Origin of the sequence: Streptomyces sp. NPDC058576 (assembly GCF_042718715.1) — a bacterium.
Classification (GTDB): domain Bacteria; phylum Actinomycetota; class Actinomycetes; order Streptomycetales; family Streptomycetaceae; genus Streptomyces.
Window position 1 is genome coordinate 1 of the sequence record NZ_JBHXPF010000075.1, and the last position, 21,032, is coordinate 21,032.

The 21,032-nt window shown below is 70.2% G+C and carries 21 protein-coding genes; 9 read left to right on the plus strand and 12 right to left on the minus strand.

From position 1 onward, the window contains the following. Positions 1-79: 79 nt before the first annotated feature. The 3 genes from ACFWRV_RS32415 to ACFWRV_RS32425 all read right to left on the minus strand — a co-directional run bounded on the left by ACFWRV_RS32415 (position 80) and on the right by ACFWRV_RS32425 (position 2,434). Positions 80-1,111: a phosphotransferase gene (locus ACFWRV_RS32415; RefSeq protein ID WP_384339515.1), complete on the minus strand. Its 1,032-nt coding sequence runs from the start codon at positions 1,109-1,111 to the stop codon at positions 80-82. 95 nt (positions 1,112-1,206) lie between these two features. Continuing rightward, positions 1,207-1,683, minus strand: a complete 477-nt coding sequence (locus ACFWRV_RS32420) for a pyridoxamine 5'-phosphate oxidase family protein (RefSeq protein WP_384339493.1) — start codon at positions 1,681-1,683, stop codon at positions 1,207-1,209. Between the two features lie 91 nt (positions 1,684-1,774). Then, positions 1,775-2,434, minus strand: a complete 660-nt coding sequence (locus tag ACFWRV_RS32425) for a response regulator (RefSeq protein WP_384339494.1) — start codon at positions 2,432-2,434, stop codon at positions 1,775-1,777. 348 nt (positions 2,435-2,782) lie between these two features. Here ACFWRV_RS32425 and pdhA point away from each other — a divergent pair, with 348 nt between their 5' ends. From pdhA to ACFWRV_RS32440, 3 genes are read left to right on the plus strand one after another with little or no spacing between them, the layout of a single operon-like run. Further along, positions 2,783-3,943 (plus strand): pyruvate dehydrogenase (acetyl-transferring) E1 component subunit alpha, encoded by a 1,161-nt coding sequence (pdhA, locus tag ACFWRV_RS32430; protein WP_384339495.1) that lies wholly within the window; start codon positions 2,783-2,785, stop codon positions 3,941-3,943. Between the two features lie 2 nt (positions 3,944-3,945). Then, positions 3,946-4,926, plus strand: coding sequence for an alpha-ketoacid dehydrogenase subunit beta (locus ACFWRV_RS32435; protein WP_384339496.1), 981 nt, complete (start codon positions 3,946-3,948; stop codon positions 4,924-4,926). Between the two features lie 11 nt (positions 4,927-4,937). Beyond that, positions 4,938-6,389 carry a dihydrolipoamide acetyltransferase family protein gene (locus ACFWRV_RS32440; protein ID WP_384339497.1) on the plus strand — a complete coding sequence of 484 codons (1,452 nt, stop codon included), beginning with the start codon at positions 4,938-4,940 and terminating at the stop codon, positions 6,387-6,389. 84 nt (positions 6,390-6,473) lie between these two features. On the opposite strand, the gene ACFWRV_RS32445 is transcribed toward ACFWRV_RS32440, so the two are convergent. The 3 genes from ACFWRV_RS32445 to ACFWRV_RS32455 form a co-directional block, all read right to left on the minus strand. Continuing rightward, positions 6,474-7,373 (minus strand): D-alanyl-D-alanine carboxypeptidase family protein, encoded by a 900-nt coding sequence (locus ACFWRV_RS32445; protein WP_384339498.1) that lies wholly within the window; start codon positions 7,371-7,373, stop codon positions 6,474-6,476. A gap of 84 nt (positions 7,374-7,457) precedes the next feature. Beyond that, positions 7,458-8,132 (minus strand): cation diffusion facilitator family transporter, encoded by a 675-nt coding sequence (locus ACFWRV_RS32450; protein ID WP_384339516.1) that lies wholly within the window; start codon positions 8,130-8,132, stop codon positions 7,458-7,460. Beyond that, entirely contained in the window at positions 8,132-8,467 is a 336-nt protein-coding gene (locus tag ACFWRV_RS32455) for a helix-turn-helix transcriptional regulator (protein ID WP_103507320.1), read from the minus strand. The genes ACFWRV_RS32450 and ACFWRV_RS32455 overlap by 1 nt, the downstream gene beginning before the upstream one ends. A 124-nt stretch (positions 8,468-8,591) precedes the next feature. On the opposite strand from ACFWRV_RS32455, the gene ACFWRV_RS32460 reads away from it, so the two are divergent. Together ACFWRV_RS32460 and ACFWRV_RS32465 are read left to right on the plus strand one after the other, a co-directional pair. Beyond that, positions 8,592-9,275 carry a GntR family transcriptional regulator gene (locus tag ACFWRV_RS32460; RefSeq protein WP_384339499.1) on the plus strand — a complete coding sequence of 228 codons (684 nt, stop codon included), beginning with the start codon at positions 8,592-8,594 and terminating at the stop codon, positions 9,273-9,275. Further along, positions 9,272-10,579 carry a nitrate/nitrite transporter gene (locus tag ACFWRV_RS32465; RefSeq protein ID WP_384339500.1) on the plus strand — a complete coding sequence of 436 codons (1,308 nt, stop codon included), beginning with the start codon at positions 9,272-9,274 and terminating at the stop codon, positions 10,577-10,579. Before ACFWRV_RS32460 ends, ACFWRV_RS32465 begins: the two co-directional genes overlap by 4 nt. Positions 10,580-10,655: 76 nt before the next feature. Here the strand turns inward: ACFWRV_RS32465 and ACFWRV_RS32470 are convergent, their stop codons facing one another. Next, complete coding sequence (locus tag ACFWRV_RS32470) at positions 10,656-11,480, minus strand: maleylpyruvate isomerase family mycothiol-dependent enzyme (RefSeq protein ID WP_384339501.1); 825 nt, start codon at positions 11,478-11,480, stop codon at positions 10,656-10,658. A 201-nt stretch (positions 11,481-11,681) separates the two neighbouring features. Here ACFWRV_RS32470 and ACFWRV_RS32475 point away from each other — a divergent pair, with 201 nt between their 5' ends. Then, positions 11,682-12,476 (plus strand): carbon-nitrogen family hydrolase, encoded by a 795-nt coding sequence (locus tag ACFWRV_RS32475; protein ID WP_384339502.1) that lies wholly within the window; start codon positions 11,682-11,684, stop codon positions 12,474-12,476. Positions 12,477-12,567: 91 nt separating this feature from the next. Here ACFWRV_RS32475 and ACFWRV_RS32480 read toward each other — a convergent pair whose 3' ends face one another. Next, entirely contained in the window at positions 12,568-13,059 is a 492-nt protein-coding gene (locus tag ACFWRV_RS32480; RefSeq protein ID WP_384339503.1) for an LURP-one-related/scramblase family protein, read from the minus strand. 64 nt (positions 13,060-13,123) lie between these two features. Between ACFWRV_RS32480 and ACFWRV_RS32485 the strand changes: the two genes are divergently transcribed. Continuing rightward, the gene (locus tag ACFWRV_RS32485; RefSeq protein WP_384339504.1) at positions 13,124-14,941 is read left to right on the plus strand and encodes an NHL domain-containing thioredoxin family protein; all 1,818 of its coding nucleotides are present in this window, start codon (positions 13,124-13,126) and stop codon (positions 14,939-14,941) included. A 48-nt stretch (positions 14,942-14,989) separates the two neighbouring features. Here the strand turns inward: ACFWRV_RS32485 and ACFWRV_RS32490 are convergent, their stop codons facing one another. From ACFWRV_RS32490 to ACFWRV_RS32505, 4 genes are all read right to left on the minus strand, one after another. Then, the gene (locus ACFWRV_RS32490; protein WP_030707566.1) at positions 14,990-15,211 is read right to left on the minus strand and encodes a DUF6458 family protein; all 222 of its coding nucleotides are present in this window, start codon (positions 15,209-15,211) and stop codon (positions 14,990-14,992) included. A 103-nt stretch (positions 15,212-15,314) separates the two neighbouring features. Then, positions 15,315-16,613: a M18 family aminopeptidase gene (locus tag ACFWRV_RS32495; protein ID WP_384339505.1), complete on the minus strand. Its 1,299-nt coding sequence runs from the start codon at positions 16,611-16,613 to the stop codon at positions 15,315-15,317. 61 nt (positions 16,614-16,674) lie between these two features. Next, positions 16,675-17,298 carry a Uma2 family endonuclease gene (locus tag ACFWRV_RS32500; RefSeq protein ID WP_384339506.1) on the minus strand — a complete coding sequence of 208 codons (624 nt, stop codon included), beginning with the start codon at positions 17,296-17,298 and terminating at the stop codon, positions 16,675-16,677. Positions 17,299-17,407: 109 nt separating this feature from the next. Further along, the gene (locus ACFWRV_RS32505) at positions 17,408-19,234 is read right to left on the minus strand and encodes an acyl-CoA dehydrogenase (RefSeq protein ID WP_384339507.1); all 1,827 of its coding nucleotides are present in this window, start codon (positions 19,232-19,234) and stop codon (positions 17,408-17,410) included. Between the two features lie 167 nt (positions 19,235-19,401). Here ACFWRV_RS32505 and ACFWRV_RS32510 point away from each other — a divergent pair, with 167 nt between their 5' ends. Both ACFWRV_RS32510 and ACFWRV_RS32515 read left to right on the plus strand, forming a co-directional pair. After that, positions 19,402-19,869 (plus strand): SseB family protein, encoded by a 468-nt coding sequence (locus ACFWRV_RS32510; RefSeq protein ID WP_006125898.1) that lies wholly within the window; start codon positions 19,402-19,404, stop codon positions 19,867-19,869. Between the two features lie 176 nt (positions 19,870-20,045). Next, on the plus strand, positions 20,046-21,002 hold the full coding sequence (locus ACFWRV_RS32515) for a pirin family protein (RefSeq protein ID WP_384339508.1): 957 nt from the start codon (positions 20,046-20,048) through the stop codon (positions 21,000-21,002). The last annotated feature ends 30 nt before the right edge of the window (positions 21,003-21,032 follow it).

Below are 21,032 nucleotides of genomic sequence, written 5' to 3' on the forward strand. Positions count from 1 at the left end.
GGCGCGCGCCGGGCTCCTGCGTGTCGCACCACGCTCCGGTCCGGGAAGGCCGGCCGGCCGTCGGGGCAGGCCGCGCGCGTCACTCCGTGAAGGCCGCGCACACCGCCTCGTACTCCCGCGTCCACCACACCGCCAGGGCCGACACCGCGGGGAACTGCGGGTCGGCCCTGCGGTCGTCCAGGCGGTAGCGCCAGCGGAGTATCCAGAAGTCGTTGAGCCGCTCCCACCACACCCGGTGCACCGCGGCCGCCAGCTCCACGGACCCCGCCCCGGCGGCCCGCCGGTACGCGCGGGCGTACGCCCGCACCTTCGCGAGGTCCAGCTCCCCGTCCGGCCGGACGAAGAAGATCGCCGCCGCCCGGACCGCCTCCTCGGCGCGCGGCTGTACGTCCAGCCGGTCCCAGTCCACGATCGCGACCGGGTCGGCGCCCCGGTAGAGCAGGTTCAGCGGGTGGAAGTCCCCGTGGACCCAGCCGGTTGCGGGCCCGTCCGGAGTGGGCGGGCGCCGGTGGGCGTGCTGTTCGAGCAGGGCGCGGCGCTCCACGAGCCGGTGGACGGCGAGTTCGTCGAAGGCGTCGCGGGGGGTGTTCCGGTCGCCCTGCCCGCGCGCGGCGGCCAGCAGGTCGTCGATCAGCGCGAAGGTGTCGGCGGCGTCCGGGCTGTGGTGCCCCGGCCGGGCGGGAGGACTCGCGGGACGCGGGCCGTCGCGCGGCGCCATCACCTGCTCCAGGCCGGTGTGCACGGTGCCGAGAAGCGTTCCGAGCCGGCGCGACTGGGACAGGGTCAGCTGGGCGCCGACCCGGTGGAGGCCGTCGACCCAGGGGTGCAGGGCGTAGCAGCGTTCGCCGATCACGGTGACGGTGTCGCCCCGGGTGTCCGTCAGGGGCGGGACGACGGGGACGCCGAGCGACTGCAGGCGCTGGGTGGCGCGGTGCTGGCGCACGATCGCGGCGCGTTCGCCGCTGGTGTCGTCCAGGTGCTTCTTGTCGAGATGGTGCTTGAGGAAGTACGAGCCGCTCGTGGTGGAGACGCGGTACCCGTGGTTCAGCAGGCCTTTGGTGATCGGCTCGCAGGCGAGCGGCTCGCCCACGCCCGGGTAACGGCGCAGCACCTCGCCGACCGGGGGAACAGGTGGGCGAGTGACATATGAGCGCGGCACTTACCAGATGTTAGATCACTCTGCGTGTCCGGTTCGCGGACTTGCGGTCACGCCACCGGTGCGCTAGGGCCGAGGGCCTGGGCGAAGTCGAGGACGTGTTCCGTGACGAAGTGCGGATCGACCCGGAGATAGGCCGGCGCGTAGGGCTCCCCGTTGACGCTGACCGGGGCCTCGCCGAACAGTTCCTCCTGCTCGGGGCAGAGGCGCACGATCTCGGCGGGCCCGGTGAACTGCACCGACCACAGGTTGCCGCCGCCGCCGGAGGCCGCGTCGTTGTAGTTGTCCGCCCCGTACGCGACGACGCTCCCGTCGCACGCCTCATGGTGGCCGAAACCCCGGTGCATCCGCAGCAGGATGCGCCCGTCGCTCACGATGTGCCGGGCCACCGCCAGGAACGGCAGGGCCCGCATGCTGGTCGCGAGACGGCCGTACGGGACCCGGCCGAGCAGCTCGATCGGGTCGGCCCGCTCGATCGTGCCGACCGCGCGGCGTGCGTGGCGGGAGCCGTGGGAGTCGAAGGACATGGCTTCCACTGTCCCCCCGGGCGTAGGGGCCGCGTAAGAGTCCCCTGCCCCGGGTGGCCCGGGACCAAAGTCCCCCGCGGCGGGTCGGAGTTCAGCGACGCTCGGCCTGGAGCCGCGCGACGTACGCGGCGGCCTGCGAACGCCGCTCCATGCCCAGCTTGGACAGCAGGCTGGAGACGTAGTTCTTGATGGTCTTCTCGGCGAGGTGCAGGCGCTCCCCGATGACCCGGTTGGTCAGGCCCTCGCCGATCAGGTCCAGGATCTTGCGCTCCTGTTCGGTGAGACCGGCGAGCTTGTCGTCGCCCTTGCCGCTGCCCCCGTCGCGCAGCCGCTCCAGCACCCGGGCGGTCGCCACCGGGTCCAGCAGGGATTTTCCGGCGGCCACGTCCCGTACGGCATTCAGCAGTTCATTGCCGCGGATCGCCTTCAGCACATATCCCGACGCGCCCGCCATGATCGCGTCGAAAAGCGCCTCGTCGTCGGCGTACGAGGTGAGCATCAGGCATTTGATGTTCTCGTCCTGGGAACGGACTTCCCGGCACACCTCCACCCCGCTGCCGTCCGGCAGCCGCACGTCGAGCACCGCCACATCGGGCCGCGTCGCCGGGATCCGCACCAGGGCGTCCGCGGCCGTGCCGGCCTCGCCGACCACCTCGATGTCTGGCTCGACGGAGAGCAGCTCATGGACGCCACGCCGGACGACTTCATGATCGTCGAGCAGAAATACCGTGATTTTTCCATCTTCGCGCACGGTCGCAGTCTCACATACTCGCCTCCCCTTCGCTCTTCCCTGGCGCTGATCCGCGGGATAACGTGCCGTTGTTCCGGCGGCCTGCAAGGCTGTTTCCAGTGCCCTGACCAGCAGAGCTTCGCGATTTTTTCGATTTACTTGGAAATCCAAGCAAAATCGCAGGTCAGATAGGGTTTCGCAGTTATGCGATGCACTGGGTAACGTGCCTATGACAGGGCGCTCGCCGGGGCACCTGTCACGCCTGATCCCGGCTGACCGGCACCCACCCCGTGCACGGCTGTCGGATTCAGGCGAGCCGCACTGGTTCCCGGCAGACCCCGGGGGCCGGACCGACGGAGGAGCACGCACGTGACCGTGGAGAGCACTGCCGCCGCGCGTAAACCGCGACGCGCCAGTAAGCGGACCAGCGCCGCGAAGAAGCCGCAGAGTTCCGAGCCCCAGCTCGTACAGCTGCTGACGCCCGAGGGTGAGCGCGTCGAGCACCCGGACTACAGCATCGACCTGAGCGCCGACGAGCTGCGCGGCCTGTACCGGGACATGGTCCTCACGCGCCGCTTCGACGCCGAGGCGACCGCCCTCCAGCGTCAGGGCGAGCTGGGCCTGTGGGCCTCGCTGCTCGGCCAGGAGGCCGCCCAGATCGGCAGTGGCCGGGCCCTGCGCGACGACGACTACGTCTTCCCGACCTACCGGGAGCACGGGGTCGCCTGGTGCCGCGGCGTCGACCCGACCAATCTGCTCGGCATGTTCCGCGGCGTGAACCACGGCGGCTGGGACCCGAACAGCAACAACTTCCACCTCTACACGATCGTCATCGGCTCGCAGACGCTGCACGCCACCGGCTACGCCATGGGCGTCGCCAAGGACGGCGCGGACTCCGCCGTGATCGCGTACTTCGGTGACGGGGCCTCCAGCCAGGGCGACGTCGCCGAGTCGTTCACCTTCTCCGCGGTCTACAACGCCCCGGTCGTCTTCTTCTGCCAGAACAACCAGTGGGCCATCTCCGAGCCCACCGAGCGCCAGACCCGCGTGCCGCTCTACCAGCGCGCCCAGGGCTACGGCTTCCCCGGCGTCCGGGTCGACGGCAACGACGTCCTCGCCTGCCTCGCCGTCACCCGCTCCGCGCTGGAGCGGGCCCGCCGCGGCGAGGGCCCGACCCTCGTCGAGGCGTTCACCTACCGGATGGGCGCCCACACCACCTCCGACGACCCGACGAAGTACCGGGCCGACGAGGAACGGGCCGCCTGGGAGGCCAAGGACCCGATCCTGCGGCTGCGCGCGTACCTGGAGAAGGAGAAGCTCGCGGACGAGGCCTTCTTCACCGCGCTGGACGAGGAGAGCGAGACCCTCGGCAAGCGGGTACGGGAAGCGGTACGCGCGATGCCCGACCCGGACCCGATGGCCCTGTTCGAGCACGGCTACGCCGACGGCAGCTCCCTCGTGGACGAGGAGCGGGCCCAGTTCGCCGCCTACCAGGCATCGTTCGCCGACTCTGCCGAGGAGGGCAAGTAGCCATGGCCGTGGAAAAGATGTCCATCGCGAAAGCGCTCAACGAGTCGCTCCGCCTCGCCCTCGACACCGACCCCAAGGTCCTCATCATGGGCGAGGACGTCGGCAAGCTCGGCGGGGTCTTCCGTATCACCGACGGACTCCAGAAGGACTTCGGCGAGGACCGGGTGATCGACACCCCGCTCGCCGAGTCCGGCATCGTCGGCACGGCGATCGGCCTGGCCCTGCGCGGCTACCGCCCCATCGTCGAGATCCAGTTCGACGGCTTCGTCTTCCCCGCGTACGACCAGATCGTCACCCAGCTCGCCAAGATGCACGCCCGCGCGCTCGGCAAGGTCAAGCTGCCGGTCGTCGTGCGGATCCCGTACGGCGGCGGCATCGGCGCGGTCGAGCACCACAGCGAGTCCCCCGAGGCGCTCTTCGCGCACGTCGCGGGCCTGAAGGTGGTCTCGCCGTCCAACGCGAGCGACGCCTACTGGATGATGCAGCAGGCCGTCCAGAGCGACGACCCGATCATCTTCTTCGAGCCCAAGCGGCGTTACTGGGACAAGGGCGAGGTCGACACCGAGTCCATCCCCGGCCCGCTGCACAAGGCCGTGACCGCCCGCGAGGGCAGCGACCTCACGCTCGTCGCGTACGGGCCGATGGTCAAGGTCTGCCTGGAAGCGGCCGCGGCCGCCCAGGAGGAGGGCAAGTCGATCGAGGTCCTGGACCTGCGCTCGATGTCCCCGATCGACTTCGACGCCGTCCAGACGTCGGCGGAGAAGACCGGCCGGGTCGTGGTCGTCCACGAGGCGCCCGTCTTCTACGGCTCCGGCGCGGAGATCGCCGCCCGGATCACCGAGCGCTGCTTCTACCACCTCGAAGCCCCCGTGCTGCGGGTCGGCGGCTACCACGTCCCCTACCCGCCGGCCCGGCTGGAGGACGAGTACCTGCCCGGCCTGGACCGGGTGCTCGACGCCGTCGACCGCTCGCTGGCGTTCTGAGGAGAGGGTTCGTGACGACGATGACCGAAACGTCTGCTCGCTTCCGTGAGTTCAAGATGCCCGACGTGGGCGAAGGACTGACCGAGGCCGAGATCCTCAAGTGGTTCGTCCAGCCCGGCGACACCGTCACCGACGGCCAGGTCGTGTGCGAGGTCGAGACCGCGAAGGCGGCCGTCGAGCTGCCGATCCCGTTCGACGGGGTGGTGCACGAGCTGCGCTTCCCCGAGGGCACGACCGTCGACGTCGGCCAGGTGATCATCGCGATCGACGTGGCCCCGGGCAGCGGCGACGCGCCCGCTCCGGCCGCCGCTCCGGTCCAGGAGCCGGTGGAGACGCCGGAGGCCGAGGCCGAGCCGAAGGGCCGCACGCCGGTCCTGGTCGGCTACGGGGTCGCCGAGTCCTCCACCAAGCGCCGCCCGCGCAAGGGGGCGGCCGCCGCTCCGGAGGCCGCCGCCGTCGCGGCGGCGGTGCAGGCCGAGCTGAACGGACACGCGGCGCCTGCTCCCGCCGCTGCTCCCGCTGTGCCGGCACAGGCCGGTGTGCCGGGTGGCCGTCCGCTCGCCAAGCCGCCGGTCCGCAAGCTGGCCAAGGACCTGGGCATCGACCTGGCGACGGTCACCCCGACCGGCAAGGACGGGATCATCACCCGCGAGGACGTCCACGCGGCGGCGGCTCCGGTCGCTGCCGAGGCCCCCGCGGCGGTCCCGGCCGCCGAGCCGGTGGCGGCGGCCGCCACCGAACCCCGGGCCGCCGTGGGTTCCGCCCGCGAGACCCGTATCCCGGTCAAGGGCGTCCGCAAGGCCATCGCGCAGGCGATGGTCGGCAGCGCGTTCACCGCGCCGCACGTCACCGAGTTCGTCACGGTCGACGTGACGCGCACGATGAAGCTCGTGGCCGAGCTCAAGGAGGACAAGGACATGGCGGGGGTGCGGGTCAACCCGCTCCTGATCATCGCCAAGGCCCTCCTCGTCGCGATCAAGCGGAACCCCGAGGTCAACGCCGCCTGGGACGAGGCCAACCAGGAGATCGTGCAGAAGCACTACGTGAACCTGGGCATCGCGGCGGCCACCCCGCGCGGTCTGATCGTGCCGAACATCAAGGACGCGCACGACCAGACGCTGCCGCAGCTCGCGGCGTCCCTGGGCGAACTGGTCACCACGGCCCGGGACGGCAAGACCTCCCCGGCCGCGATGGCGGGCGGCACGGTGACGATCACCAACGTCGGCGTCTTCGGCGTCGACACCGGTACGCCGATCCTCAACCCGGGCGAGTCCGCGATCCTGGCGGTCGGCGCGATCAAGCTCCAGCCGTGGGTCCACAAGGGCAAGGTGAAGCCGCGTCAGGTCACCACGCTGGCCCTGTCGTTCGACCACCGCCTGGTCGACGGCGAGCTGGGCTCCAAGGTGCTGGCCGATGTGGCGGCGATCCTGGAGCAGCCGAAGCGCCTGATCACCTGGGCGTGACGGGTTTACCCGCAGCGCGTACGCGAAGGGGCCCTGCTCGCACACACCGTGCGGGCAGGGCCCCTTCGCGTACCGCTTTCCGCGTTACTTCTTGAAGCCGTAGTCCATCAGCTTCTTCGCGTCGGCGGTGCGGTTGGCCTCGGAGGTCGAGGTGAGCACGGTGCCGATGACCGTCTTGCCCTTGCGGGTGGCCGCGAAGACCAGGCAGTACTTGGCGGTCGGGCCGGAGCCGGTCTTGACGCCGATCGCGCCGCTGTAGCTGCTGAGCAGCTTGTTGGTGTTGGTCCACGACATGTAGCGGTAGCCACCGCTCTTCGTGGTCACCTTCTGCTTCGTCGACTTCGCCTTGACGACGGTGCGGAACGCGGAGTTCTTCATGGCCTTGCTGGCGATCTTCGTCAGGTCACGGGGGGTGGAGTAGTTGTTGCCGTTCCCGATGCCGTCGAAGGAGTCGAAGCGGGTGTTCTTCAGCTTGAGGCTCTTCGCCGTGGAGTTCATCTTGCCGATGAACGACTTCACGCGGGCCGCACGGGTCTTGCCGGAGCCGAACTTGTCGGCCAGGGCGTACGCGGCGTCACATCCGGAGGGGAGCATCAGGCCGTAGAGGAGCTGGCCCACGGTGACCTTGTCGCCGACGATCAGCCGGGCGGACGAGGCGTTCTTCGAGACGATGTAGTCGCTGTACGCCTTCTGGATCGTGACCTTGGACTTCAGGTTCACGTTCTTCTGCGACAGGACGACCAGCGCCGTCATGATCTTCGTGGTCGAGCCGGTGGCCCGGCGGGTGTCGGCGGACTTGGTGAAGAGGGTCTTCCCGGTGCCGTCGTTCATCACGAAGCCGCCCTTGGCGACGATCTTCGGAGCCGGTGGCGCGGCGGCGTGTGCCGTGGAGGCGAAAGCACTGCCCGCGAGCACCGCACCGGCGGTGAGCGTCACGGTGGCCGTGACGGTGACGCGATTTATGCGCTTGATGCCGATTTTCAAGTGAACGCTCCAAATGCCCCTGATGTGCGGCCACATATGGGTGCCGCTCGGTGGTGAGACTCCTGGGCCGGGGCAATGGATGCGTTACCGAACGGGTGATTTTCCGCAGCCTTGACCCTGGCTGGCCGGTGCGCAGCAGCCTTTGCCCCGCCAGGCGTCGCGGCCCTCCTTGACCGCGATGACGGAGATGGCGAGAGCGGCGACCGGGTCGGCCCAGGACCAGCCGAGCGTGGCGTTGAGGACCAGTCCGACGAGCAGGACGGCGGAGAGGTACGTGCACAGCAGGGTCTGCTTCGAGTCCGCGACGGCGGAGGCGGATCCGATCTCGCGCCCGGCCCTCCTTTGGGCGGCCGACAGGAACGGCATGACCGCCAGCGAGAGCGCGGCGATGACGATGCCGAGCGGGGACGGCTCGGCCTCGCCGGTCCCGGTCAGCGCCCGGACCGCGTCGACGGCGACGTATGCGGCGAGCGCGAAGAACGATACGGAGATGATGCGCAGGGCGGTCCTCTCCCGGGTCTCGCGCACCGCGTGCTCGCGGGCGGAGAACTGCCAGGCGACCGCGGCGGCGGAGGAGACCTCGATGACGGAGTCCAGGCCGAAGCCGACCAGCGCGCTGGAGGAGGCGATCGTTCCGGCGGTGAGGGCGATCACCGCCTCGATGACGTTGTAGGCGATGGTGACGGCGACCAGCAGCCGTATCCGGCGGGTGAGCGCGTCCCGGCGGGCCGGGGAGGGGCCGAGGGAGAGCGCGGTCATCAGCAGCAGCCCTTCGTCTCCGCGTCCGGGCACGTGCGGTCGGTCTCGACGGCCAGCACCGCGGAGCGCAGGTCCCCCAGCGCGCTGCCGAGCCGTTCGTCGGCCAGCTCGTAACGCGTCCGGCGGCCGTCCGGCACGGTGACCACCAGGCCGCAGTCGCGCAGGCAGGCCAGGTGGTTGGAGAGCCGGGTGCGCGAGATGCCGAGTGCCTCGGCGAGGTCGGAGGGGTACGCCGGGGCCTCGCGGAGCGCGAGCAGCAGGCGGCAGCGGATCGGGTCGGCGAGCGCGCGGCCGAACCGCGCGAGCACCTCGATGTCGGAAGCGACGGTCAGCATGGGGTGACAGTACAGCGATCTCTGAATTCAGGGAAGCGTGAACCATGAGGACCTCCGGTCGTTCCAGAGGTCCAGAATCCGGACGCCGCTCCTTATGCGTGCATGTTGTATCTATGCTGTGCGCATGCCTGCCGCCGCCTCCGCCCCCGTCCGGCCCACTCCCTCCTCCCTCAAGCGCCCGCCCGCCGCCGAGCGGGTCTACGCGCACATCAAGGAAGCCGTTCTGGACCGGCGCTACGAGGGTGGGACGCTGCTCACCGAAGGGGATCTGGCGGACGCGGTCGGCGTCTCGCGGACGCCCGTGCGCGAGGCGCTGCTGCGGCTGGAGGTCGAGGGGCTGATCAAGCTCTACCCGAAGAAGGGCGCCCTCGTCCTCGCCGTCTCCGCGCAGGAGATCAAGGACGTGGTCGAGACCCGGCTGCTGGTGGAGGAGTTCGCGGCGCGCAAGGCGGTCCCCGCGTCGCCGCGGTTGATCGAGCGCCTCGAACAGCTCCTGGAGGAGCAGCGGCAGTTGGCGGAGGCCGGCGACCTGGCGGCGGTGGCCGTCAAGGACCGCTGCTTCCACGCCGAGATCGTGAAGAACGCCGGCAACGAGATCCTCTCGCGCCTCTACGACCAGCTGCGCGACCGTCAGCTGCGGATGGGCGTCGCGGTGATGGAGGCCCACCCGGGCAGGATCGAGGCCAACATCACCGAGCACGGTGAGCTGCTGGAGGCGATCCGGGCCGGGGACGCCGAGGGGGCGGCCCTGGTCGTGCGCCGCCATGTCGGCCGGGTGCGGGTGCTGGTGCGGGGTGAGGACCGGTGAGTTCGGCCGCCCCCACGCTCTCCCTGCCCGGTGACCCGCCCGGCGGCCGGCGTGCCGCCTGGGTCTGGGGCATCGGCGTCGCCGTCTACTTCGTCGCGATCATCTTCCGTACGAGCCTGGGCGTCGCCGGACTCGACGCCGCCGACCGGTTCGACGTCAACGCCTCGGCGCTCTCGACGTTCTCCATCCTCCAGCTCCTGGTCTACGCGGGCATGCAGATACCCGTAGGGCTGATGGTCGACCGGCTCGGCACCAAGAGGGTCCTCACCATCGGGGTCGTCCTGTTCACCGTCGGGCAGCTCGGCTTCGCGCTCTCCCCCTCGTACGGGATGGCGCTGGCGGCACGCGCCCTGCTCGGCTGCGGCGACGCGATGACGTTCATCAGCGTGCTGCGGCTCGGCAGCCGCTGGTTCCCGGCCCGGCGCGGGCCGCTGATCGGGCAGGTCGCGGCGCTGTTCGGGATGGCGGGCAACCTCGTCTCGACGCTGTTCATCGCGCGGGCGCTGCACAGCTACGGCTGGACCACGACGTTCGTCGGGAGTTCGCTGGCGGGCGTCGTGGTGCTGGTGCCGCTCCTGCTGTTCCTCAAGGACCACCCCGAGGGCCACGAGCCGCCGCCCGCCGAGCACGCCGGGGCCGCGTACGTCCGGCGGCAGATCGCCGCCGCCTGGCGGGAGCCCGGGACCCGGCTCGGGATGTGGGTGCACTTCACCACGCAGTTCCCGGCGATGGTGTTCCTGCTGCTGTGGGGCATGCCGTTCCTGGTCGAGGCGCAGGGGCTGAGCCGGGGCACGGCGGGCACGCTGCTCACCCTGGTCGTGCTGTCCAACATGGTGGTCGGGCTCGTCTACGGGCAGATCATCGCCCGCCACCACGAGGCACGCGTCCCGATCGCGCTGGGCACGGTGGCGACGACGGCCCTGCTCTGGGCGTCCGCGATCCTCTACCCGGCCGACCACACGCCGATGTGGCTGCTGGTCGTCCTGTGCCTGGTGCTCGGCACCTGCGGACCGGCCTCGATGGTCGGCTTCGACTTCGCCCGGCCGGCCAACCCGCCCGAGCGTCAGGGAACCGCGTCGGGAATCGTCAACATGGGCGGGTTCGTCGCCTCGATGACCACCCTGTTCGCCGTCGGGGTCCTGCTGGACGCCACGGGCGACAACTACCGCGTCGCGTTCGCCTCGGTCTTCGTCCTGGAGGCGCTCGGCGTCACCCAGATCCTGCGGCTGCGCCGCCGGGCGGCGCTCAGGGAACGCGACCACCACGTGGTCAGCCGCGTCGAGGCCGTGCACGTACCTGCGTAGCCCTCCCGCGCACGTGCCCGCGTGACCCCCCGGGGCGCGGGCACGTACCCGGTGAAGCGGCCACGGGGTAACGGAGTCACGGGGTCACGGCGAAGTTGTCCAGGATCGCGGTGGCCAGCTCCTGGTCGCCCTCGACCTTGATCCGGTCGGCGACGGCCGCGTGACGGACCCGGCCGCAGGCGAGCCGGACGTACGTCTCCCAGTCCAGCGACAGCGTCACGGCGGGGCCCAGCGACGGCGCGCCGTCGATCGAACCGCGGCCCTCCGCGTCGACCCGAACCGTCCGCAGGAACTCCACCGGGCCGTGCACGTCGAAGACGACCGCCGAATTGGCGGGCGCTCCCGCGCTCTTGGCGACCACCTTCGGCAGCCCGGCGAGCAGCATGTCCCGGGTGATCAGCGCGCCGGGGGAGTCCAGGTTGCCCGGCTGACCGAGCGTCGCGCGCAGGTCCTGTTCGTGCACCCAGACGTCGAAGGCCCGCAGGTGCAACGCCGTTTCGAGGGTCTGCTCGGTGCCCAGCGGGGCGCGGACCGTGGTCTCGGGGGCGCGTGACTCGTTGCGGAGCTGGCGGGCCCGGCGGATGAGAACGTACTCCAGCTCGGCGGTGATCTCCGGGGAGGTGTGGTGCCGCCGGACGTCGACCTGCATCTCCATGTACCGGGCGAAGTCGCTCTGTACGTGGTAGAGGTCGCGCGGCAGGGTGTGGATCGGCCGGGGATCGCCGAGCATCTCGCACTCCATGCCGATGACGTGCGACACGATGTCGCGCACCGACCACCCCGGGCAGGGCGTACGGCGGTTCCACTCGCTCTCGGCGAGGGGCTTCACCAGCTCGGCTATGGCCTCGATGGAGTGGGTCGCGGCGTCGGCGTAGGTCTGGAGGCTGGGATGGACGGTCACGGGACCCCTCGTGCGGTTCTGCGGTGCATGGGCTTAGGAGAGCAGGGAGTGCTGGCGGGTGGGCGGGCACTGACGGCGCTGTCGGCGAGCTGCGTGGGAGGTTCGACCGCTAAGTTACGCTGCGAGCAGGCACCCCGGCAGTGCTTTCGTGTGACGATCGTAGGCCCGTGTTGACGGCTTGAATGCCAGGACGGTGGTAGTGTGCGCGCCTCCCTCATCCAGATCGCAGTAGACCCGGACGAATCCGTCGAGGCCCGCAGGGTGCGAGCGGCTTCCCTGGTGGTCGCCCAGCGGGGCGCTGACCTGGTGGTCCTTCCTGAACTCTGGCCGGTCGGGGCGTTCGCCTACACCGCCTTCGAGGCGGAGGCCGAGCCGCTGGAGGGGCCCACGCACGAGGTGATGGCGAAGGCCGCGGCCGAGGCCGGTGTCTGGCTGCACGCCGGATCCTTCGTCGAACGCGCGGACGACGGCACCCTCTACAACACCAGCCTGGTCTTCTCGCCCGAGGGCGAGCGCTCGGCCTTCTACCGCAAGATCCACCGCTTCGGCTTCGACCAGGGCGAGGCGGTGATGATGGGCGCGGGCGAGGAGTTGGTGACCGTCGCCCTGCCGGAGACCACCCTGGGCCTCGCCACATGCTACGACCTCCGCTTCCCCGAGCAGTTCCGGGGGCTCGTCGACGCGGGCGCCGAGACGCTGATCGTCGCGGCGGGCTGGCCCGAGCGCCGGCGCTCCCACTGGACGCTCCTGGCGCAGGCCCGCGCCGTGGAGAACCAGGCGTACGTCCTGGCCGTCGGGACGGCGGGCACCCACGCCGACGTCCAGCAGGCCGGCCACAGCATGGTCGTCGACCCGTGGGGCGAGGTGCTGGCCCGGGCGGGCGCGGACGAGGAGATCCTGACCGTCGAGCTGGACGCGGACAAGGTGCGGGCGACGCGGGAGCAGTTCCCGGCGCTGAAGGGCCGCCGTCTGGGGCTCGCGCCGCCGCCGCTCTGAGGGCTGCCCGGGAGCCTCCCGAGCAGCTGTGCGCGAGAGGCCCGACGTTTCACGTGAAACAGTGCGCAACTCCCACGGGCGGGCGGGCGCTTCAGTCCTCGTTGTCCTTGTCCGCCAGCACGATCACGCACATCGCCACGGCGATGAGCAGCGCGGTGTCGGCGTCGTCCCGGACGACGTCGATGCCGTACGTGTCCCGCAGGGTCAGCCAGCGGCGCGAGATCTGGGCCAGCAGCTCACCGTCGTAGTCGATGGCGAACTCGCGGTCCAGGATCTTGCCGCTGACGTCCAGCTCCGTGCCGTCGACCAGCGTCACCCGGTAGTGGTTGCGGAGCAGCGACAGCCGCTTGCGCTTGACCTTGGCCAGCTCCTCGCCGCCCCGCTCGATGAGCATCGTGTCCCGCAGGCTGATCAGCTTCTGCCGCAGCTCGACGAGGACCCGGCCGTCGGCGTCCTTCAGCTCGAAGGTGTCGCGCAGCCGCATCGCCTTGCCGTCGACCAGGAAGACCTTCCGGCCCCCGTCGTCCTCGATCCAGTAGTCGTCACCGATGGCGAACAGCCGCTCACGTACGAGAAGTCTCATGGGTCACAGGTTCCCCCGGGGCCCGGCGGAATGCGCGCAGGCGGTCACGGTGTTGACTGGTGGCATGGCTACACGTGCACGCGTCCGCGCCCCCGAACTCATCGGCAAAGGCGGCTGGCTCAATACAGGCGACCAGCAGTACACCCTCGCTGACCTGCGAGGACGCATCGTCATCCTCGACTTCTGGACGTTCTGCTGCGTGAACTGTCTGCACGTCCTGGACGAGCTGCGCGAGCTGGAGGAGAAGCACCGCGACACGGTGGTGATCATCGGCGTCCACTCGCCGAAGTTCGTCCACGAGGCCGAGCACCAGGCCGTCGTCGACGCGGTCGAGCGCTACGAGGTCCACCACCCCGTCCTCGACGACCCCGAGCTGGCCACGTGGAAGCAGTACGCCGTCCGCGCCTGGCCGACGCTCGTCGTGATCGACCCCGAGGGCTATGTCGTCGCCCAGCACGCGGGCGAGGGCCACGCGCACGCCATCGAGAAGCTCGTCGAGGAGCTGGAGGCCGAGCACGGGGCCAAGGGGACGCTGCGCCGCGGCGACGGCCCGTACGTCGCGCCCGAGCCCGTCGCCACGCATCTGCGGTTCCCCGGCAAGGCGCTGCTCCTGCCCGACGGCGGCTTCCTGGTCTCCGACACCACCCGCCACCGCATCGTCGAGCTGGACGCGGACGGCGAGACCGTTCGACGCCACTTCGGCACGGGCGAACGCGGGTTGAGCGACGGCGGCCCGGACCAGGCCCGGTTCAGCGAACCGCAGGGGCTCGCCGCGCTCCCCGACGGCCGGATCGCCGTCGCGGACACCGTCAACCACGCGATCCGCGCCCTGGACCTCACGACCGGGGTGACCAGCACCCTCGCCGGGACCGGCCGCCAGTGGTGGCAGGGGACCCCGACCAGCGGTCCGGCGCGCGAGGTGGACCTCTCCTCGCCGTGGGACCTCGCCTGGTTCGGCGACCGGCTGTGGATCGCCATGGCGGGCGTGCACCAGCTGTGGTCGTACGACCCGGAGGCCCAGGCCGTACGCGTCGCCGCCGGGACCACCAACGAGGGCCTGGTCGACGGGCCGGCCGCCGAGGCCTGGTTCGCCCAGCCGTCCGGGCTCGCCGTCTCCGCCGACGGGGAGCGGCTCTGGGTCGCCGACTCGGAGACCTCCGCGCTGCGCTGGGTCGACCGCGACGGGCACGTCCACACCGCCGTCGGCACCGGCCTCTTCGACTTCGGCCACCGCGACGGGGCAGCCTCCCAGGCGCTCCTGCAACACCCGCTCGGCGTGACCGCGCTGCCCGACGGGTCCGTCGCGATCAGCGACACGTACAACCACGCACTGCGCCGCTACGACCCGGCCTCCGGCGAGGTCACCACGCTGGCCACCGATGTCCGCGAGCCCAGCGACGCGGTGCTGGTCGACGGCGATCTCGTCGTCGTCGAGTCGGCCCGGCACCGGCTGACCCGTCTCCGGCTGCCCGAGGAGGCGGTCCAGGTGGTGGATCAGGCGCACCGCACCCAGCGGGCCGCCACCGAGATCGCCCCCGGCACCCTCCGCCTCGACGTGGTCTTCCAGGCGCCCGCCGGGCAGAAGCTGGACACCCGCTACGGCCCCTCGACCCGGCTCCTGGTCTCCGCCACCCCGCCCGAGCTGCTGGCGGAGGGCTCCGGCGCGGGAACGGACCTCGGGCGCGATCTGGTCCTCGCGGACGGCGTCACCGAGGGCGTGCTGCACGTCTCCGCGATGGCGGCGTCCTGCGACGACGACCCGGCCAACGAGTACCCGGCCTGCCATGTGCACCAACAGGACTGGGGCGTCCCCGTCCGCGTGACCGCGGGAGGAACGCCCCGGCTGCCGCTGGTGCTGGCAGGCATGGACGAGCAGGGCTGATGCGCCGGACGGGTCGCCCCTGCTCGGGGCGGCCCGGGGCGCGGGCCGTCACTGGTAGCGCTGCTGGTCGTCCTGGACGACGGTGGTGGTGGGCGGCACGACCATCCGGCGGCGCCGCGCGATGCTCATGTAGACGAAGACCCCCACGAGGCCGACGAGCATCATGATCCAGCCGACCAGGTCGACATTGACGGTGTCCATCTTCCAGTCGGTGGCGAACGCCAGGATCGCGCCCGCACCGATCAGGAGAATGCATCCTCCGAGTCCCATGAATTCCGCCTCCTCGACCGCCCGGTGAGTCCGGGCCGGTGTACGACCCGCGTACCCGGCCCGGCAACAACCATGTGTGCGGGAGCGGTTGGGCCTCTTCCGGTCAGCCGGCCAGGAACGCGGTGAGCGCGTTCGCCAGCAGATACGGGTCGTCCGCGCCGCACAGCTCACGGGCGCTGTGCATCGAGAGGATCGCCACGCCGATGTCCACGGTCTGGATGCCGTGCCGGGCCGCGGTGATCGGTCCGATCGTGGTGCCGCAGGGCATCGCGTTGTTGGACACGAAGCTCTGCCACGGCACGCCCGCCTTCTCGCAGGCCGCGGCGAACACCGCACGGCCGCTGCCGTCGGTGGCGTACCGCATGTTGACGTTGACCTTGAGGATCGGTCCGCCGTTGGCGACCGGGTGGTGTGTCGGGTCGTGCCGCTCCGCGTAGTTGGGGTGCACGGCGTGGCCGGTGTCGGAGGACAGGCAGACCGTCCCGGCGAAGGCACGGGCGCGGTCCTCGTAACTACCGCCGCGCGCGAACACCGAACGCTCCAGCACCGATCCGAGCAGCGGGCCGTCGGCCCCGGTGTCGGACTGCGAGCCGTTCTCCTCGTGGTCGAAGGCCGCGAACACCGGGATGTACGGGATGTCGGCGTCGCTCTGCCCGGCGACGGCGGCCAGGGCGGCGGTCGCCGCGTGCACCGAGAGGAGGTTGTCCATCCGGGGCCCGGCCAGCAGCTCCCGGTCCCGGCCCAGGTAGGACGGCGGCTCGATGGCGTGCGGCATCAGGTCCCAGCCGGTGACGTCCTCCGCGTCGACGCCCGCCTCCTCGGCGACGAAGCGGATCAGGTCGCCCTCCTCGACATCGCCGAGTCCCCAGATCGGCTGCATGTGCTTCTGCCGGTCGAGCTTGAGCCCCTCGGCGTTGGCGGACCGGTCCAGGTGCACGGCGAGCTGCGGCACCCGCAGCAGCGCCCGGTCGATGTTGACCAGCCGGTGGGTGCCGTCGCGCAGCGAGATCCGCCCGGCCAGACCGAGATCCCGGTCCAGCCAGGTGTTCAGCAGAGTCCCGCCGTAGACCTCGACGGCGATCTGGCGCCAGCCGTGCGCCCCGGTGTCGGGCAGCGGCTTCACCCGCAGGTTCGGGGAGTCGGTGTGCGCCCCGGCGATCCGGAACGGGGTGTGCGCCTCGGCGCCCTCCGGCACGTACCAGGCGACGATCGCCCCGCCGCGCAGCACGTACTTCCCGCCCGTCGAGGCGTCCCAGGCGGCGGTCTCCTCGACCTGCCGGAAGCCGGCCTTCTCCAGCCGGGCGGCGGCATTGGCGACGGCGTGGTACGGGGACGGACTGGCCGCCAGGAAGGACATCAGGTCATCGGTGTGCGCACGGTCGAACCGGAGAGGGGAACTCATGTTCTTCACTGTAACGAGGACCCGGGGTCCGGTATCCGGTGACCGGGAGAGATCCCAGCCCCTACAGCTCGTCGATCGAGGTCAGGTCGATGTCGATGTCGTACGGGGCGGAGAGCTTGAGCCGGTCGTGGTGGACGCCGGTGGAGACGTAGGTCTTGTTGACCGGGTCGAGCTCGTAGGTGATGACCATGGGGCGGTCGTTCTCGCCGGCCATCTCGACCAGCCAGAAGTGCTTGATGCCCGCCGCCGCGTACTTGTGCGGCTTGGTGTCCCGGTCCCGGTCCTCGGAGTCGGGGGAGACGACCTCCACGGCGAGGAGGACGTCGGCGGCTTCGTAGCGGGTCTGGAGCTGATTGCCGTCCGCCTCTGCCGACACCACGACCAGATCCGGCTCGGGCACACTCCGCTTGCCCAGGACGACCGCCATCTCCCGACGCACGCGCAGGTGCCCGGGCACATGGAGGCGCAAACCCTGCTCCAGTAGATACATCGCCAGCGTGTGGAACTTCCGCTGCGGACTCACGAAAACCAGGCGCCCGTCGATCAGCTCTGTGTGCGGCGGGAGGTCAAGCGTGAAGAATTCGTCCACGGTGTAGCCGTCCGCAGGCGGGACCGGCCACTTGGAGCCGTCCGACGGACGGTGCAGCGATTCGGACTGTGCCTCGGCGGTCATGGTTCCTCCCATGGACGGGATTCTGGGCCGTGCACTCAGCGTACCCAGCTGATACGACAGCGCCGCCACCCGAACGAATTCCGGGTGGCGGCGCGTGTTGACGAAACAGGGGAGCGATTCCTTAGAACGCGGCCTCGTCCAGCTCCATCAGCGAGTTGTCGATCGACTCGGCGAGCGCGCGCTCGGTCGAGACGCCGGGCAGGACGTTCGTGGCGAAGAACTTCGCGGCGGCGATCTTGCCCTGGTAGAAGGCGACATCCTTGGCGGAGGCGGTCGGCAGCTTCTCGGCGGCCACGGCCGCGCCCTTGAGCAGCAGATAGCCGACGACGACATCGCCGGAGGCCATCAGCAGGCGGGTCGTGTTGAGGCCGACCTTGTAGATGTTCTTGACGTCCTCGCCGGTCGCGGTGAGGTCGGTGATCATCGTGCCGACGATCGCCTCCAGGTCCACGGCGGCCTTGGCGAGCGAGTCCAGCGCGGGGGCCAGCTCCTCGTTGCCCTGGGCGCCCGCGAGGAACTTCTTGATCTCCTCGGAGAGCGTGTTGAGCGAGGCGCCCTGGTCGCGGACGATCTTCCGGAAGAAGAAGTCCTGGCCCTGGATCGCCGTGGTGCCCTCGTAGAGGGTGTCGATCTTGGCGTCCCGGATGTACTGCTCGACCGGGTACTCCTGGAGGTAGCCGGAGCCGCCGAAGGTCTGGAGCGACTGCGCGAGCTGCTCGTAGGACTTCTCGGAGCCGTAGCCCTTCACGATCGGCAGCAGCAGGTCGTTGAGGCCGTTCAGCGCCTTGGCGTCCTCGCCCGCGGCCTCCTGCTCCTGGATCGCGTCCTGGACGGAGGCGGTGTAGAGCACCAGCGAGCGCATGCCCTCGGCGTACGCCTTCTGCGTCATGAGCGAGCGGCGCACGTCGGGGTGGTGCGTGATGGTGACCTTGGGCGCCGTCTTGTCCATGAAGTTCGCCAGGTCCGGACCCTGGACGCGCTCCTTGGCGTACTCCAGGGCGTTCAGGTAGCCCGCGGAGAGGGCGGCGATGGCCTTCGTGCCGACCATCATGCGGGCGAACTCGATGATGCGGAACATCTGGCGGATGCCGTCGTGCTTGTCGCCGATCAGCCAGCCCTTGGCGGGGTGCTGGTCGCCGAACGTCATCTCGCAGGTGTTGGACGCCTTGAGGCCCATCTTGTGCTCGACGTTCGTCGCGTACACGCCGTTGCGCTCGCCCAGCTCGCCGTTGGTCCAGTCGAAGTGGAACTTCGGGACCATGAAGAGCGAGAGGCCCTTGGTGCCGGGGCCTGCGCCCTCGGGGCGGGCCAGCACGTAGTGGATGATGTTCTCGGACATGTCGTGCTCGCCCGAGGTGATGAAGCGCTTCACGCCCTCGATGTGCCAGGAGCCGTCGTCCTGCCGCACGGCCTTCGTCCGGCCGGCCCCGACGTCCGAGCCGGCGTCCGGCTCGGTCAGCACCATCGTCGAGCCCCACTGCTTCTCGACGGCGATCTCCGCGATCTTCTTCTGCTCCTCGTTGCCCTCGTCGAAGAGGATGCCGGCGAAGGCCGGGCCGGAGGAATACATCCACACGGCCGGGTTCGCGCCGAGCAGCAGCTCCGCATAGCCCCAGATCAGGGAGCGGGGGGAGGTCGTTCCGCCGATCTCCTCCGGGAGGCCCAGACGCCAGTACTCGGAGTCCATGAAGGCCTGGTACGACTTCTTGAAGCTCGCCGGGACCGGGGCGGTCTTGGTCTCCGGGTCGAAGACCGGCGGGTTGCGGTCGGCGTCGGCGTAGGACTCGGCGAGCTCGTTCTCCGCGAGGCGGGCGACCTCGTCCAGGATGCTCTTCGCGGTGTCGACGTCCATCTCACCGAACGGACCGGTGCCGTACACCTTGTCGCGCCCGAGCACCTCGAAGAGGTTGAACTCGATGTCGCGGAGATTCGACTTGTAGTGCCCCATGGGAAGGCTCCGTAATCAATAGCAGTGGCGCGCAGCGCCCCGGGGAGAGATGCGGGTCGGGCGACAGGCAGGCGTAGGTCTATCAGCTGACCTCTCCGATGATGCTACCCGTCAGTAATAAGGCGCAACCCCTCAAGCCGTAGATGTGTCCGATTACTCTTTGCAGCATGTACGGCTACGACCAGAACCCTGGTGCTCAGCAGCAGATGGGTCAGATGGGCCAGATGGGTCAGATGGGCGGCGGCTACGGGGAGCAGCCGCTGTATCCCGAACCGTCGCCGCCCTCCCTGGCCGACGCGGTCCGGGCCTTCACCACCGGCTCCCTCTCCGCCGAGGACTTCCAGCAGATCTTCGCCACGTCGAAGGTCTACTGCCCGCGCGGCGACAACCCCGGCTTCCTGGCGCTGCACAACACGCAGCAGCCGGTGATCCCGATGTTCACCACGCTCAAGGAGCTGCGGCGGTACGCGGGCAAGGAGTCCAAGTACTTCGTGATCACCGGGGCGGAGGTGATCGACCTGCTGCCGACGGGGTACGGCTTCGTCCTGGACATGGAGGGCGATCACCGGATGGTCTTCGACGCCAAGGCCGTCGAGCAGATGGTCGACTTCGCGATGCGGCGCATGTACGGGTAGGAGTGCTGCGTCTGTGGGTCGCTGACCTGCGGTTTCTTCTGTCGGGCGAGGGCCCGCGCCTGGTGCGGCGCGGGCCCTCGCCCTGTGTGGCCGTGCTCCGGGAATGCGCGACGCCTTGCAGGATGTTCACCATTCAACTAAATTGATCGCAGAAGACTCGCCCGGAGGTGGCTCACATGCCCGCAGTGACTGTCGACAACCCGCTGACCCTGCCCAAGGTGGCCGCTTCGGGTGACGCCGCGGCCCGTCCCGTGCTCGCCGTCACGACCGCGCCCAGCGGCTTCGAGGGCGAGGGCTTCCCCGTCCGCCGCGCGTTCGCGGGGATCAACTACCGGCACCTCGACCCGTTCATCATGATGGACCAGATGGGTGAGGTGGAGTATGCCGCGGGGGAGCCGAAGGGCACCCCCTGGCACCCGCACCGCGGCTTCGAGACGGTGACCTACCTGATCGACGGCACCTTTATCCACCAGGACTCCAACGGTGGCGGCGGCACCATCGAGAACGGTGACACCCAGTGGATGACCGCCGGCTCGGGTCTGCTGCACATCGAGGCCCCGCCGGAGTCGCTCGTCCTGTCCGGCGGCCTCTTCCACGGCCTCCAGCTCTGGGTGAACCTGCCCAAGGCCGACAAGATGATGAACCCGCGCTACCAGGACATCCGCGGCGGCGAGGTCCAGCTCCTCGCCTCCCCCGACGGTGGCGCGCTGCTCCGGGTCATCGCCGGTGAACTCGACGGCCACCAGGGCCCCGGCATCACCCACACCCCGATCACGATGATCCACGCCACCGTCCGGCCCGGCGCGGAGGTGACCCTGCCCTGGCGCGAGGACTTCAACGGCCTCGCGTACGTCCTGGCCGGCCGCGGCACGGTCGGCGCGGAGCGCCGCCCCGTCACGATGGGCCAGACCGCGGTGTTCGGGGCCGGCGGTTCGCTGACCGTCCGCGCGGACGAGCGGCAGGACGGCAACACCCCGGACCTGGAGGTCGTCCTCCTCGGCGGCCGCCCGATCCGGGAGCCGATGGCCCACTACGGGCCGTTCGTGATGAACAGTCAGGCCGAACTGAAGCAGGCCTTCGAGGACTTCCAGGCAGGCCGCCTGGGCACGGTCCCCGCGGTCCACGGCATGTGACGAGCCGTCACCCGTACGGTGTGCGTCGAC

Coding starts and splice junctions, on each gene's coding strand:
- ACFWRV_RS32450 (WP_384339516.1), bottom strand. CDS start 8,132: ATGACCGCGCTCTCCCTCGGCCCCTCCCCGGCCCGCCGGGACGCGCTC.
- ACFWRV_RS32490 (WP_030707566.1), bottom strand. CDS start 15,211: ATGGGACTCGGAGGATGCATTCTCCTGATCGGTGCGGGCGCGATCCTG.
- ACFWRV_RS32485 (WP_384339504.1), top strand. CDS start 13,124: ATGGCTACACGTGCACGCGTCCGCGCCCCCGAACTCATCGGCAAAGGC.
- ACFWRV_RS32510 (WP_006125898.1), top strand. CDS start 19,402: ATGTACGGCTACGACCAGAACCCTGGTGCTCAGCAGCAGATGGGTCAG.
- ACFWRV_RS32480 (WP_384339503.1), bottom strand. CDS start 13,059: ATGAGACTTCTCGTACGTGAGCGGCTGTTCGCCATCGGTGACGACTAC.
- ACFWRV_RS32435 (WP_384339496.1), top strand. CDS start 3,946: ATGGCCGTGGAAAAGATGTCCATCGCGAAAGCGCTCAACGAGTCGCTC.
- ACFWRV_RS32420 (WP_384339493.1), bottom strand. CDS start 1,683: ATGTCCTTCGACTCCCACGGCTCCCGCCACGCACGCCGCGCGGTCGGC.
- ACFWRV_RS32455 (WP_103507320.1), bottom strand. CDS start 8,467: ATGCTGACCGTCGCTTCCGACATCGAGGTGCTCGCGCGGTTCGGCCGC.
- ACFWRV_RS32515 (WP_384339508.1), top strand. CDS start 20,046: ATGCCCGCAGTGACTGTCGACAACCCGCTGACCCTGCCCAAGGTGGCC.
- ACFWRV_RS32500 (WP_384339506.1), bottom strand. CDS start 17,298: ATGGGAGGAACCATGACCGCCGAGGCACAGTCCGAATCGCTGCACCGT.
- ACFWRV_RS32495 (WP_384339505.1), bottom strand. CDS start 16,613: ATGAGTTCCCCTCTCCGGTTCGACCGTGCGCACACCGATGACCTGATG.
- ACFWRV_RS32460 (WP_384339499.1), top strand. CDS start 8,592: ATGCCTGCCGCCGCCTCCGCCCCCGTCCGGCCCACTCCCTCCTCCCTC.
- ACFWRV_RS32505 (WP_384339507.1), bottom strand. CDS start 19,234: ATGGGGCACTACAAGTCGAATCTCCGCGACATCGAGTTCAACCTCTTC.